The 13,250-nt window shown below is 60.5% G+C and carries 10 protein-coding genes; 3 read left to right on the top strand and 7 right to left on the bottom strand.

The window, feature by feature from the left end; genetic code table 11:
* Positions 1–144 precede the first annotated feature (144 nt).
* The 4 genes from uxuA to ACTZWY_RS06415 form a co-directional block, all read right to left on the bottom strand.
* Complete coding sequence (uxuA, locus tag ACTZWY_RS06430) at positions 145–1,335, bottom strand: mannonate dehydratase (protein ID WP_444789870.1); 1,191 nt, start codon at positions 1,333–1,335, stop codon at positions 145–147.
* Positions 1,336–1,363: 28 nt separating this feature from the next.
* On the bottom strand, positions 1,364–2,107 hold the full coding sequence (locus tag ACTZWY_RS06425; RefSeq protein WP_444789869.1) for an FCD domain-containing protein: 744 nt from the start codon (positions 2,105–2,107) through the stop codon (positions 1,364–1,366).
* Positions 2,107–3,897, bottom strand: a complete 1,791-nt coding sequence (locus tag ACTZWY_RS06420; RefSeq protein ID WP_444789868.1) for a glycoside hydrolase family 2 protein — start codon at positions 3,895–3,897, stop codon at positions 2,107–2,109. Before ACTZWY_RS06420 ends, ACTZWY_RS06425 begins: the two co-directional genes overlap by 1 nt.
* Positions 3,898–3,992: 95 nt before the next feature.
* Positions 3,993–4,976 (bottom strand): TRAP transporter substrate-binding protein, encoded by a 984-nt coding sequence (locus ACTZWY_RS06415; RefSeq protein WP_444789867.1) that lies wholly within the window; start codon positions 4,974–4,976, stop codon positions 3,993–3,995.
* A 226-nt stretch (positions 4,977–5,202) separates the two neighbouring features.
* On the opposite strand from ACTZWY_RS06415, the gene ACTZWY_RS06410 reads away from it, so the two are divergent.
* The 3 genes from ACTZWY_RS06410 to ACTZWY_RS06400 are packed head-to-tail and all read left to right on the top strand — an operon-like array spanning position 5,203 to position 9,384.
* Positions 5,203–5,715, top strand: coding sequence for a TRAP transporter small permease (locus ACTZWY_RS06410; RefSeq protein WP_444789866.1), 513 nt, complete (start codon positions 5,203–5,205; stop codon positions 5,713–5,715).
* A complete protein-coding gene (locus ACTZWY_RS06405) occupies positions 5,712–7,010 on the top strand; it encodes a TRAP transporter large permease (RefSeq protein ID WP_444789865.1) in 1,299 nt (432 codons plus the stop codon). Before ACTZWY_RS06410 ends, ACTZWY_RS06405 begins: the two co-directional genes overlap by 4 nt.
* Before the next feature lie 4 nt (positions 7,011–7,014).
* Positions 7,015–9,384 (top strand): glycoside hydrolase family 31 protein, encoded by a 2,370-nt coding sequence (locus ACTZWY_RS06400; RefSeq protein ID WP_444789864.1) that lies wholly within the window; start codon positions 7,015–7,017, stop codon positions 9,382–9,384.
* 255 nt (positions 9,385–9,639) lie between these two features.
* On the opposite strand, the gene ACTZWY_RS06395 is transcribed toward ACTZWY_RS06400, so the two are convergent.
* The 3 genes from ACTZWY_RS06395 to ACTZWY_RS06385 are packed head-to-tail and all read right to left on the bottom strand — an operon-like array spanning position 9,640 to position 13,246.
* A complete protein-coding gene (locus ACTZWY_RS06395; RefSeq protein WP_444789863.1) occupies positions 9,640–10,476 on the bottom strand; it encodes a hypothetical protein in 837 nt (278 codons plus the stop codon).
* Positions 10,473–12,080 carry an acyl-CoA synthetase gene (locus tag ACTZWY_RS06390; RefSeq protein WP_444789862.1) on the bottom strand — a complete coding sequence of 536 codons (1,608 nt, stop codon included), beginning with the start codon at positions 12,078–12,080 and terminating at the stop codon, positions 10,473–10,475. Before ACTZWY_RS06390 ends, ACTZWY_RS06395 begins: the two co-directional genes overlap by 4 nt.
* Positions 12,077–13,246, bottom strand: coding sequence for an acetyl-CoA acetyltransferase (locus tag ACTZWY_RS06385; protein WP_444789861.1), 1,170 nt, complete (start codon positions 13,244–13,246; stop codon positions 12,077–12,079). Before ACTZWY_RS06385 ends, ACTZWY_RS06390 begins: the two co-directional genes overlap by 4 nt.
* Positions 13,247–13,250 lie beyond the last annotated feature (4 nt).

Genomic DNA, 13,250 nt, shown 5'->3' with positions numbered 1-13,250 from the left:
CAATACATCATTTCAGGGATCACCGGCGCGCGGCAGTTTCAGAATGTGCTGTCTGCGGCCCGTATGCCAATATGCAGATGGCGCGGTGACAGGGCACCGCGCCATCAAGGCATTTCCATAATAGCGGCCACGCTTGCGCGGATGCTATGACGCGCCCGACCAGCGCAGCGCGTGTTCAATGCCGCGAATTTCGGCCATGCCGCGCAGGCGGCCAACTGCGGAATATCCGGGGCGATAATCGCTGCGCAGGTCACTTTGCAATGCGTGGCCATGGTCGGGCCGGAAGGGCAGGGCGGCGCCGCGCGCGGCTTCCAGTCGCAGCACTTCGGCCACAAGGGCCACCATGTCGGTATCGCCCCCAAGATGGGCCGCTTCCTGAAAACTCTCGCCTTCCAGACCATCGCTTAGGTGCGATACCGGGTCGCGCAGGGTGTTGCGCAGGTGCAGGAAATAGACCCGCGCGCCATGTTTGCGCAACATCGCGGGCAGGTCATTGTCTGGCCGCACGCCCAATGACCCGGCGCAGAAGGTGAACCCATTTGCCGCATCGGGGTGCATTTGCGCAATGGCGTCCAGATCATCGCATGTGGACACGACACGCGGCAACCCGAACAAGGCACGGGGCGGGTCATCGGGGTGAATGGCCAGCCGGACGCCTGCGCCCGCAAGCTGGGGGATGACGCGGTTCAGGAACTGGTGCAAATGCTGGCGCAATTGCGGGGCGCTAATACGTTGATACTGGTCGATATGGGCACGAAAAGCATCCAGTGTGTAGCTTTCCTCGGACCCGGGCAGCCCGGCAATGATAGTATCCGACAACGCGGCGCGCGCGTCTTCATCCATAAGGGCGAAGCGGCGTTCCGCCTCGGTGCGGGTTTGGGCGTTGTAATCCGCACCCGCCCCGTCGCGTTGCAAAATGAACAGATCAAAAACCGCCAGATCAACACGGTCAAAACGCAGGCATTCGGCCCCGTCATCCATGACATGGCGCAGGCGCGTGCGCGTCCAGTCCAGAACCGGCATGAAATTGTAACAGATCGTCGTGATTCCGCATTGCGCCAGGTTCAGCGCTGATGCGGCCCATATGTCCGCCAATTCCTGCCAGCCGTCATGGCCCAGCTTGATCGCCTCGGGAACGGGAATGCTTTCGACAACCTGCCAGCGCAAACCGGCGGCGTCAATCATGGCCTTGCGGTCCATGATGGCGCTGACAGGCCACAGCACACCATTGGGTATCTGATGAAGGGCGGTCACAATTCCGGTTGCGCCCGCCTGCCGCACATCCGCAAGCGAAACAGGGTCGTCCGGGCCAAACCAACGCCAAGTATAGTCCATATTCAGGTATCCTCTGGGTCAAAACCAGTCAGCGAAACACTTTCGACACTTCGCGCGAATCGAACAGGTATCCGTCAAAGCCGGGGTCTTCGTCATCTGACAGGTCCATCAGGGTCACGCGCACGTTTTCCAGATGCTGCCACATGGCACTTCTGGCCGCTTCGGGGTCGCGGCGTTGCAGGGCGGCCAGAATGGCGCTGTGGTCATCCAACCAGCGCAAGCGGTAATCGGTCACGAAAATACGGTCATGCAGGCGCGCCCACATGCGGCTTCCTTCGCGCTTTTCCCACAGCTCGTTTACAGTGTCGACCAGAACACTGTTCTGTGTCGCTTCGGCAATCAGGCGGTGGAACAATTCATCGCCCGAATAATCCTGTGCGCCGCTGGCAATACTGCTGCGTTCCAGGTCCAGCGCGTCGCGCATGCGTATAATGTCGGCCTTGGTCACTGTGGACGCCGCAAGCCCCGCCACAGCGCTTTCCAGCAACTGCCGCGCCTGAATCAACTCAAACGGGCCAATGTCATTGGCATCGCCCTTGGGGGGGGTGCTGTCCATGGCCTTCAGGTAAATGCCCGAACCCTTGCGCACTTCCAGCATGCCTTCGATTTCCATCAACAGGATTGCTTCGCGCGCCGCAGAACGCCCGACCTGCAATTGCTCGGCGATCTGGCGTTCGGTCAGGATGCGGTCACCAGGGCTGTAGCCGCCCTGCACGATCAGCGCGCGCAATCCTTCGGCCACTTCCTGATAGCGTTTTGTCGCCCGCGCCATCAGATTTCCCCCTTGGCGCGCGCATGGTAGAATGCCGCCAGCACCCCGAAAGCCGCTTTTTTGGTGCGTTTGTCCGCAGCAATCAGGCCCTTTTTGTTAAACCCGTTCTGAAAAATGTTCTGGCGCCGTTCAACGCGGAAATCATACAAAATCCATGGGGACATGCCTTTGACATAGTCCAGATCGCGCAGAATCTCGATTTGCTGGCGGTATACCTGTGTCATATAAGCTTCACTGAACAGCCCCGTTGCAGGTGCCCCATTGCCGATTGCGCCATCTGCGCCTGTTTCCGAAATGACCACGGGCCTGTCAGGGGCCGAATTGCGGCCAATTTCGATCAGGTCTGTAATATTTTCGTCATACCATCCGTAATATTCATTGATACCGATCACGTCCAGATATTCCGCCAGACGGTCCTCTATGCGGTTGCGGGTGTGGTTTATCAGGCAGGCGGCGGCAATCAGGCGGGTGCCATCAGCGCGGCGTGCGGCATCGGCCAAGGCGCGCATGAAGGACAGGCGCGCATCCGTGTCGGGGTTTTCATTGCCAATAGACCATATGACGACGCTGGCGCGGTTGCGGTCGCGCCGGATCAGTTCCAGAAGCTGGTTTTCCGCATCGGCATAGGTTGCGGGGTTGTCAAAGGCGATGGCCCAATACACCGGAATTTCCTGCCACAGCATGAAGCCCAACTCATCCGCAAGCTGGGCGGCGCGTTCATGGTGGGGGTAATGCGCCAGCCGCAGGAAATTGCAGCCCAGTTCCTTGGCGTGCTGGAAGCGGGCGCGCAAATCTTCCTCGGTGGTGACCTTGCCAAGGGTCAGGTCATCTTCGTGAACGGAAATGCCGCGCAGCCAGACGGGTTTGCCATTCAGCAAAATATCAGTGCCGCGCCGGGTGATGGTGCGAAACCCCACGCGGTCAGTCACCGTGTCACCCCCGAAACGGGCGTGAACTTCATACAGTTTGGGCGTGTCGGGCGACCATAATTCGGGTTGCGCGGGAATGACTGCGCTGGCCTGCCCATCGGTGACAGGAATCGCCTGATCCACGCCCAATTCGGGAATGGAGAAGTGCACCTCGCCACTATCCGCGCCGTCAATTTCCAGATCAACCGCGATTGACGCGCCATCCGCGCCAAGGCGCAGGCCCATGTCACGGATAAACGCGGCGGGCAGGTCGAACAGCTGGGTTTCGCGGTATATGCCGCCATAGTTGAACCAGTCGGTGTTGCGCATGGGCACGCGGTCCGGTGTGCGGGTGTTGTTGACACACAGCATCAGCCAGTTGCGCCCGTCGCGCAACTCATCGGTCAACTCCACACAAAACGGGGTGGACCCGCCCATGTGGTTGCCCAGAAACTTGCCGTTTACAAACACCTTGCAGTCATATTGCGCCGCCCCGATGCGCAGGATCTGGCGCCGCCCCGCGCGGGGGCTGTGGTCCAGCGCGCGGGTATACCAAGCGCTGCCTTCATAGAAATACCATTTTTCCTTAAGCATTTGCCAATTGGCGGGCACGCGGACCGTTTCGCCCATATAGGGGTCATAATCCCACGGTTCGGTGCGGGTTTCGGGGGCGGCAGGCTGCATGGAAAACCATTTCTGGCGCAGACCTGTATCCAGCAGGTCCACGCAGAAATTCCAGTCCCCATCCAGCGATTGCGCGGCACGTCCACCCGTGAAAAGAAGCCCCTTATATGTCAGGGTGCGCGTGTCAAAGGGCGCTGCATAATCTTCATCATGCAGGGCCTGAAGCGCATTCTCTCCGATGGTTGAACGTTCCAGCATGCCGGTTACCCCCCGAAACCTTTTGTCATGAGCCTGAAGCGGCCTGGCGTTTCGCTGAACTGCCCAGACCGCCTCAGGCGCTTTCCGAAAGTGCCTTAGTTGGCCAGTGCCTTGATGCTGTCGATCAGCGCAGCCAGTTCAGGCGATTGCGCAGCCACTTCTTCATGCATGGGCAGCACGGCTTCAATGAAGGGGCCTTTTTCCACGGTGTTGATGGTCACACCCATTTCGGCCTGTGCAGTTTCAAGCGATGCCTGCGCAATCGCATCCCAGCTTTCGCGGTGGAAGGCTTGCGATTCAAGTGCGGCGGTGCGCAAGGCCTGCTGATGTTCTTCGGACATGGCGTCCCATGCGCAGCTGGAAATCACCACAACCGAGGGGATGATCGTGTGCTCATTCAGCGAGAAATAGTCGGCAACTTCGCCATGGCGCGCGGTGGTCAACGCGGTGGGGTTGTTTTCGGCCATGTTGACAACACCCTGTTGCAAGGCGCTATACAATTCGCCCCAGTCAATGGGGGTGGGGTTGCCGCCCAGAAGTTCCACCATGCGAATGGCCGACGGACTGGGTTGCACGCGCACATTCACCCCAGCCAGATCAGCGGGGCTGTTGATGGGGCGGTCACCATAGAAGGACCGCGCGCCTTCGGTCAGGAAGGACACCCCCAGAAAGCCCTTGTCCGCCGATGCGTTCAGGATTGTCTGGCCCACGTCACCGTCGATAACTTCGAAGAAATGGTCTTCGCTTTCAAAAATGAAGGGCAGGTTGATCGCGCTGTACAGGGGTTCAAACGCTTCCAGTTCGGCGGCGTTGGAGCGCGCCATCTCCAGCGCGCAGTTCTGCACCAGTTCCATTGATTCGCGCTGCGTGCCAAGCTGTGCGTTGGGGAAAACCTGAATGCGGTAGGCATTGTCGGTCAGTTCGGCAAACCGCTCGCCCATGAATTCCATGCTGATATGCGTGGGGTGGTCGGCGGGGTTGTTATGGTTCAGCCGCAGCAGTGTTTGTGCATTTGCCGCTGCGCCAAGCGCCAGACTTGCGGTTGTAGCAAGCGCGATGGTGCGTGTGAATTGGGCCATGGTGTCTTCCTCCCGATGGTGTGGTGTGGTGGTCGTGCGAAGGGGGCGCATGGGTTCATGTGCCCTCTGGTCACCAAGATGACGACCAAAACATGCATTAGTCAACCCATTTCATAAATTGGTTGACCAATTTGCAGGATCTTGTCAGAAGGTCTGACATTGGTGGTATGGTCCGGCAACGGCGCCACGCTGATATGCGTAAATTTCGCCACAGGGAGGGACGGAAATGAAACGCCTTGTCGACAGATTGCTGGAATCCATCATTGTGGTGATATTTGCAATCATTGTTGCCAGCATCGTCTGGCAGGTCTTTTCCCGCTACGTCCTGCAGGCCCCCAGCACAGTTACGGGGGAATTTGCGCGGCTGTTGTTCATGTGGCTGGCGTTGATCGGCGGGGCCTATACGTTTGGGCAAGCCAAACATCTGGCCATCGACATTGTGCCCATGCTGCTGCCCAGCCGCATGCGCCAGATCGTCAATGTGGTGATTCTGGCCCTTGTGGCGGGTTTTGCGATTCTGGTCATGATCAAGGGGGGCTGGTCGCTGACAAGCCGCACCCTTGCGTCAGGACAGATCACGCCCACCCTGCGGCTGCCCATGGGCTATGTCTACGGGGCCATTCCGTTTTCGGGTGCGGTGATCTTGTTTTATTGCGGGCATTTCCTGCACCGCCTGTGGCGCGACCCCGATGATGTGCTGGTCGGCCGAACAGAATCCCAGCTAGAGGTGCAGCCATGACCACCGCCATTTTCGTTCTGTTCGGGTCCTTCGGGCTGATGATGCTGATTGGCGTGCCGATTGCCTTTGCCATCGGGATTGCGGCGGCGCTGACATTCCTGTTGTTCATGGGGTTCGACCAGTCCATGTTCATTGTCGCGCAACAAATGGCGTCCGGGCTGGACAGTTTCACGCTGCTGGCTATTCCGCTGTTCATTCTTGCGGGCAATATCATGAACCGTGGCGGCATTGCGCGGCGGTTGATTGAGTTGGCGAAGGTTCTGGGCGGGCGGTTGCCGGGCGCGCTGGTGCATGTGAATATCATTGCCAACATGCTGTTCGGGTCCATTTCGGGTTCAGCCGTGGCGTCTGCTGCGGCGGTGGGCGGTGTCATGGCGCCCGTGCAAAAGCGCGAAGGCTATGACCCTGCATTTACCACAGCCGCCAATGTGGCATCCTGCCCGACCGGGTTGTTGATTCCGCCCAGCACGACGCTGATTGTCTATTCGCTGATCACCGGCGGCACGTCTATTGCGGCCCTGTTTCTGGCAGGCTACCTGCCCGGTATTCTGATGGGACTGTCGCTGATGGTGGTGGCCGGCATCATTTCGAAAAAACGCGGCTATCCGGTTGCGCCCAGACCCACCATGACCGAAGCTTTGGTTGCCGCGCGCGATGCAATTCTGCCGCTGGGGCTGATTGTCATCATCATGGGCGGGATTGTCGGCGGCATTTTCACCGCGACCGAGGCTTCGGCCATTGCGGTGGCCTATGCGTTGCTGCTGGCGCTGGTGTGGTATCGCGAAATCCGGGTGCGCGACCTGCCCAAAATCCTGATCGAGTCTGCGGTTACCACGTCAATTGTGCTGCTGATGATCGGCTGTTCGATTGCCATGTCGCGGGTCATGGCGTTTGGGGGCATTCCCGGCGCGATCTCCAGCTTCATGCTGGGGCTGACCGACAACCCCTATATGATTTTGCTGGTTGTTGTGATTGTCTTGTTGGTGATCGGCACCTTCATGGACATGACGCCCGCGCTGTTGATTTTCACGCCCATCTTCATGCCGATCATGAATGATCTGGGCATTGATCCGGTGCATTTCGGGATCATCATGACCATAAACCTGTGCGTGGGCATTTGCACGCCGCCGGTGGGGTCGGCGCTGTTTGTGGGCTGTTCCATCAGCGGGGTGTCCATTGCCAAGGTGCTGCGCCCGATGATGCCCTTCTACGCCGTGTTGATTGCGATTGTGCTGCTGGTCACCTTTGTGCCCGAAATCAGCCTGTTCCTGCCACGCCTGCTATTGGGGTACTAACCAAATGAAAACACTGGAAAACTGGAACCTGTTGTCGCGCGATGACTGTTCCGTGACCTTGCAGGTCGAAGGCCAGCACACCCTGAGCATAGAGGCATTGGAACAAGCGCAGTTTCGTGTCCGCCTGCGCAAGGATGGGCAATGGCGGCTGGCGCGCAGCTGGACCGTGGCCCCCGAGGGGCCGCTGCCGCGCGACGGGCGCGCGCGCGATGCGCGTGACGGGTTTTCCTGCCCGCCTGTGGACGTGGTGCAAGGCGATGGCATGCTGACCATCGCCACCGACAGCCTGCGCGCCATCATCCGCACGCCCTTGCATATTTGCTGGCAGGCCATGATTGGCGGACAATGGCGCGATGTGGCGCAGGACCGCCCGACAGGGGCCTATATGCTGGGGCGGCGCGACCACCGAAACGCCCATTTCATGGCCCGCGACCGACGCGAACATGTCTTCGGGCTGGGCGAGAAGGCGGGGCCATTGGACCGGACCGGTCGCCGCTATGAGATGCGCAATCTGGACGCCATGGGCTATGACGCGCAAACGACTGACCCGCTTTACAAACACATCCCCTTCACCCTGACGCGCACGCCGGATGCGGGCAGTTTCAGCCTGTTTTATGACACGCTGGCAGGGTGCTGGTTCGACCTTGGGAATGAACTGGACAATTACCACGCCCCTTACCGAAGCTTCCGCGCGGAAGATGGCGATCTTGACTATTACTTCACCTGGGCGCCCGACATGCTGGCGCTGGTCAAGGCGCAGCAATATCTGACAGGCGGCATGGCGTTCCCGCCGCGCTGGTCGTTGGGGTATTCAGGGTCGACCATGGCCTATACCGATGCCCCCGATGCACAGGCGCAGATGCTGGGCTTTCTGGATGCGCTGCGCAGCCATGACATACCTTGTGACAGTTTTCATCTGTCGTCGGGCTACACGTCAATTGATGGCAAGCGCTATGTGTTCAACTGGAACACCGACAAATTCCCCGATATTGCGGGGTTTGCGCGCGCTTATGCGGATGCAGGCATTCACATCATCGCCAATATCAAACCCTGCCTGTTGCAGGACCACCCCCGCTATGCGGAAGCGGCAGGGCAGGGGTTGTTCATTCGTGACAGCGACACTGGCGCGCCGGAATTGTCGATGTTCTGGGATGCAAAAGGGTCGCATCTGGATTTCACCAACCCCGACACGCTGGACTGGTGGCAGGGCAATGTCACAACTGCGCTGCTGGACATGGGCCTTGACAGCACATGGAACGACAATAACGAATTTGAGGTTTGGGACCATCACGCGCAATGCCACGGCTTCGGCGCGCCCATCGATATGGGGCTGATCCGGCCCTTGCATGCGCTGCTGATGACCCAGGCATCCGAGGCCGCGCAAAAGGCGCATGCGCCGGACAAACGCCCCTATTTGATTACGCGGGCGGGCTGTGCGGGGTTGCAACGCCATGCGCAGACATGGACCGGCGACAACCGCACCAGTTGGGACAGCCTGCGCTGGAATATCCGCATGGGGCTGGGGCTGGCCCTGTCGGGCATTTCCAATATCGGGCATGATGTGGGCGGGTTTGCCGGTCCGCAGCCGGACGGGGAATTGCTGCTGCGCTGGGTGCAGAACGGCATTTTCCACCCGCGTTTCGTGATCCACAGCTGGAATGATGACGGGTCGGTGACCGAACCCTGGACGCATGCCGACATGTTGCCGCTGATCCGCGATGCCATGGCGCTGCGCTATCAGTTGCTGCCCTATCTGTATACCTGCCTGTGGCAGGCCGTGACGACGGGCGAACCCATGCTGCGGCCCACATTCCTTGACCATGAGGATGACGCCGAATGCCTGGCCGATACAGATGATTTCATGCTGGGGCGCGATCTGCTGGTGGCCAATGTGGTCAGGCAGGGCGCGCAGACGCGCCCTGTCTACCTGCCGCGCAACGCGACCGGCTGGTGGGATTTCCACGCAGGCACATGGCACGCGGGCGGCCAATGGCTGGACCTTGCGGTGACGCTGGACAGCATCCCGCTGTTTGTGCGCGCGGGCGCGGTTTTGCCCATGGCGCAGCACGGCGCGGGGTCGGGCGGTGGTGCCAGCGTGGCGGCGGTATTCCCTGCGCCCGAGGGCGGCGTATATGCCTCGGAATGCTATGATGATGGCGGCGACAATGCCGATGCGCTGACGGGCAATCATTGCGTCACGCGGTTTGACCTGTCGCGCGAGGGTGCGGGGTTGGGACTTTCGGTGACTTTGACGGGTCAGTCGGCGTTCGCGCCCGAAAAGCTACGGCTTGTGCTGCCAGAAGGCGCGCGGGAACCCGTGCGCATCGCGGGCCAGTCTGTGGCGCATGGGGAATTCTTCAGCATTCGGGATTGACCGGGGCTTTATTGGCCTTTTGCGGTCATTGGGAATACCCAAGGCGCGGGACAAGGCCGCAGGCCGCCGCGCCATCGGCGGGCCGTCCCGCGGCCTGCCGATGACCTGAAGGTGTGCCAAGCGATTGAAGTCAGTAATATTCCGCTTGGATAAAGTGCATTCCTATACTGTGGGATCGGCAGACCCCGGCCCGCCGATAGCGCGGGCTTCATCCAGGTGCAAACGTCCGCTTCAGACCAAAAACCGCCTCATGGGTCAGGACGCGACCAACAACACCTCTGCAGTGACACAAACTGCATTCACATCAGGGCACAGACCCCCCATTCGCGCAACCCCGTCAAACCCGACCGAGGCCACATCCAGCGCAACCTTGCCATTTTGCAGCCTGCCATCGCGGATCAGAATTTCAGTCGCGTAACTGTCAAGCGGCGCGCCATCCTGAAAACAGGTGCCAATCAGACTGCCAATGCCGTGAATGCGGCCATTTTGCATGCCGTGGCGGGCCGCCACGCGCGCCAATGCCTGCCCGATATCCTGATTGGGGCGCAGGGTGGCCAATACGGCATTGGGGGCTGCGGCAATTGGTGTGGGTTTTGGCTGGAACAACGAAAATTCTGTTTCGGGGTCATGGGCGACATGCAAACTTGCCCCATCTATAGCCCAACCCGTCACTTCGCAGGGTTCGGCAAGAATGGACTCGGGACACAGAACATGCCCCATTGCGGGCGCGGCCCCGTTCCACAGCCCGTGACAATGCAAAAACCGCGCCCCGTCACGCCAGCCAGCATGCACGCCCGCCTGCGACAGGCGCACGGGCTGGGCGGGGGCATAGGTCCGGCTATACCATGCGGCATGCCCGTCGCCCGGCGCGGGCGCGGGAATCACAAACCGCAGCGCCGACAGCATGGCCCCGTCCAGCCGCAAATAGGCCGCGTGAATGCCCGCCTGCGCCAGCGCGCCCTTCACGGCCTGCGTGATGTCCAAACCCGCGCGCAATGTCAGCGACACGGGCCGCGCGTAACAGGCCACCGCATGATCACGCGCCAGCGCGGGCGGGCCGGGATGTGTGATCTGGCGCAGCGCGCGCGTCATGACGGGGGCGCCAAGGGCAACTGGCCGCGCGTTTGCAATTCTTCATGGATCATTTTCTTGGTGATCTTGCCATAGCCGGATTTTGGCAGCGCGTCCCAGAACACCATATGGCGCGGCATCTTGTAGCGCGGCAGTTTTGGCCCCAGCCATTCCAGCAGCGCTTCCGGGGACGGGGCAGCACCGGCGCGCGGCACGCAAACCGCCATGCCCACCTCGCCCCAGACCTGATCTGGTATACCCAGCACCGCCACTTCCGACAGGTCGGGGTGCAGCAGCAGCTTTTCTTCAATCTCGCGCGGGTAGATATTGGACCCGCCGGAAATATACATATCAGACGCGCGCCCTGTCAGGTAAACAAAGCCCTGCGCGTCCATATGGCCCAGATCGCCGGTCAGAAACCAGCCATTGCGAAAGGATTTCGCGTTGGCGTCAGGGTTGTTGAAATACCCCGCGAACACGGCAGGGCCAATCACCGCAATCTCGCCGGTTTGCCCGAAGGGCAGTTCGTCGCCGTGTTCATCCTGTATCTGCACCTGCATTCCCGTGCGGGCAAACCCGCAAGTGCCAATACGCATAGATGTATCATCAAGGTGGTGGTGGCAGGGGGGCAGGACAGTAATATTCCCCGTCACCTCGCCCAGCCCGAAATATTGCACCAGAACCGGCCCCAGCTTTTGCAATGCGCGCACCTGATCGGCGCGGTACATCGGCGCGCCCGCATAGATGACATGGCGCAAACTGGAATGATCATGCTGGTCCACGGCGTCATGTTCAACCAGCAGTTTTACGATTGTGGGCACTGTAAACATGTTGGTGACACGCCACTGCGCGACAAGGGCCCATATCTCGGCGGGGTCGAAGCTGGCGCGCGCAGGAAGGATGGTCTTGACCCCATGCGCGACCTGCGCAAGCTGGTGAATACCCGCGCCATGCGACAGGGGCGCCACCACAAGCGATGCGTCATCAGGGCCAGTGCCGGGCATCAGGTCGCACAGGTGGTTTGTGACCACAAAGGCCAGTTGCCCATGTGTCAGCACCGCAGCCTTTGGTTTGCCCGTCGTCCCCGAGGTGAAGAAAAACCACGCCGGATCATCGCGTTGCACGGCAACCGGCGTGGGCGTGCGGCCCATATGACGCGCGACAAGTGCTTCATACTCCTGCGCGAACGGGGCCGCACCAATGGCAATGGTGAAATCCACCAGAGTGGCGCAGGCCGCCGCATGGTCGGGAAACGGCGCGCCGCAAATCAACCCGCGCGCGCCCGATGATTGCGCAAGCCCCGCCAGATCATCAGGCGACAGGCGGTAATTTGCAGGCACCCAGACCGCGCCAATGCGCCAGCAGGCAAACATTGCTTCCAGCATCTGGTTGCAATTGGCGGATTGCACCAGAATGCGGTCGCCCTTGACCACACCGTAATCATGGGCCAGCGCATGGGCAAAGGCCCCGGCGCGCGCGTCCAGTTCCGCCCATGACCATGTGCGCGCGCCCCACACGAACCCCACTGCATTTCCCAGCCTGCGCGCGCTTTCGGTCAGGAAATGCGACAGGTTCATCACCCGCGTGGAATAGGGGGTCACGCCCGATGACAGATCATCCCTCATTTCACGCGCTCCATGATGGACACATAATTCGCCACTGCCGCACCGCCCATATTGAACACACCCGCAAGCTTCGCGCCCTTGATCTGCATGTCGCCCGCGTCATCCATCAGTTGCATTGCGGCCATGACATGCATGGACACCCCCGTTGCGCCAATCGGGTGACCCTTGGATTTCAGCCCGCCCGACGGGTTGACAGGCAGCCGCCCGTCCTTGCGCGTGATCCCGTCGCGGATAACACGGTGGCCCTGCCCCTGTTCCGCCAGCCCCATGGCCTCATATTCCAGCATTTCGGCGATGGTGAAACAATCATGGCTTTCAACAAGGTCCAGATCCTCCAGCGTCAGCCCCGCTGCCATCAATGCCTTGTCCCATGCCATGCGCGCGCCGCGAAATTCCAGCACATCGCGGCGTGACAGGGCCATGATGTCATTGGCCTGCGCGCGGGCACGAAAGCCGATCGCGCGGGGCATCGTGGCCGCCACTTCGGCACTGGCCAGCACCAGAACCGCCGCCCCGTCCGAGATAAGCGAGCAATCGGTGCGGCGCAGCGGACCGGCCACAACAGGGTTGCGGTCCGAGACAGTGTTGCAAAACGCCACACCGAAATCCTTGCGCATATGGGCATAGGGGTTGGCCATGCCATTGGCGTGGTTCTTCGCGGCAATCATGGCCAATTCTTCGGACCGGTCGCCATAGCGCTGGAAATACGAATTGGCGATGGTGCCAAACAGACCCGCAAACCCGCCGTCAATATCCGCTTCTTCCGCGCGGTAGCTGGCACCCAGCAAAATGTCACCCACATCGGCGGTGGGGGTGGCGGTCATTTTTTCGGCACCCACCACCAGCGCGATAGTCCCGCGCCCGGATTCGATAAAATCCATCGCGCCAAACAGCGCCGCCGACCCTGTGGCGCAGGCGTTTTCGAACCGTGTTGCGGGCGTATGGGCAAAGCGCGCGTCGCCCATCGCCACTAGCGCGCCCTGAAAATCCTGTTTGGAAAAGCCGTTATTGTAAACGCCTGCGAAAATACCATCCACATCAGCCGCATCAATGCCCGCATGCGCCAGCGCGGGGGCAATGGCAGCGGCCATCAGGGTTTCGGTGTCGGGATGGTCTGATTTGCCAAACGGGGTATGGCCCCAGCCAATGATCTGTGCGCGTGTCATATCA

It is taken from the genome of Roseinatronobacter sp. NSM (assembly GCF_052379845.1).
Taxonomy (GTDB): domain Bacteria; phylum Pseudomonadota; class Alphaproteobacteria; order Rhodobacterales; family Rhodobacteraceae; genus Roseinatronobacter.
This window is presented reverse-complemented; position numbering and strand designations above follow the sequence as displayed.

Bases quoted from the DNA above. Each gene is read 5' to 3' on its own strand.
- uxuA (WP_444789870.1), bottom strand. From the start codon at position 1,335: ATGGACTATACTTGGCGTTGGTTTGGCCCGGACGACCCTGTTTCGCTT.
- ACTZWY_RS06425 (WP_444789869.1), bottom strand. From the start codon at position 2,107: ATGGCGCGGGCGACAAAACGCTATCAGGAAGTGGCCGAAGGATTGCGC.
- ACTZWY_RS06420 (WP_444789868.1), bottom strand. From the start codon at position 3,897: ATGCTGGAACGTTCAACCATCGGAGAGAATGCGCTTCAGGCCCTGCAT.
- ACTZWY_RS06415 (WP_444789867.1), bottom strand. From the start codon at position 4,976: ATGGCCCAATTCACACGCACCATCGCGCTTGCTACAACCGCAAGTCTG.
- ACTZWY_RS06410 (WP_444789866.1), top strand. From the start codon at position 5,203: ATGAAACGCCTTGTCGACAGATTGCTGGAATCCATCATTGTGGTGATA.
- ACTZWY_RS06405 (WP_444789865.1), top strand. From the start codon at position 5,712: ATGACCACCGCCATTTTCGTTCTGTTCGGGTCCTTCGGGCTGATGATG.
- ACTZWY_RS06400 (WP_444789864.1), top strand. From the start codon at position 7,015: ATGAAAACACTGGAAAACTGGAACCTGTTGTCGCGCGATGACTGTTCC.
- ACTZWY_RS06395 (WP_444789863.1), bottom strand. From the start codon at position 10,476: ATGACGCGCGCGCTGCGCCAGATCACACATCCCGGCCCGCCCGCGCTG.
- ACTZWY_RS06390 (WP_444789862.1), bottom strand. From the start codon at position 12,080: ATGAGGGATGATCTGTCATCGGGCGTGACCCCCTATTCCACGCGGGTG.
- ACTZWY_RS06385 (WP_444789861.1), bottom strand. From the start codon at position 13,246: ATGACACGCGCACAGATCATTGGCTGGGGCCATACCCCGTTTGGCAAA.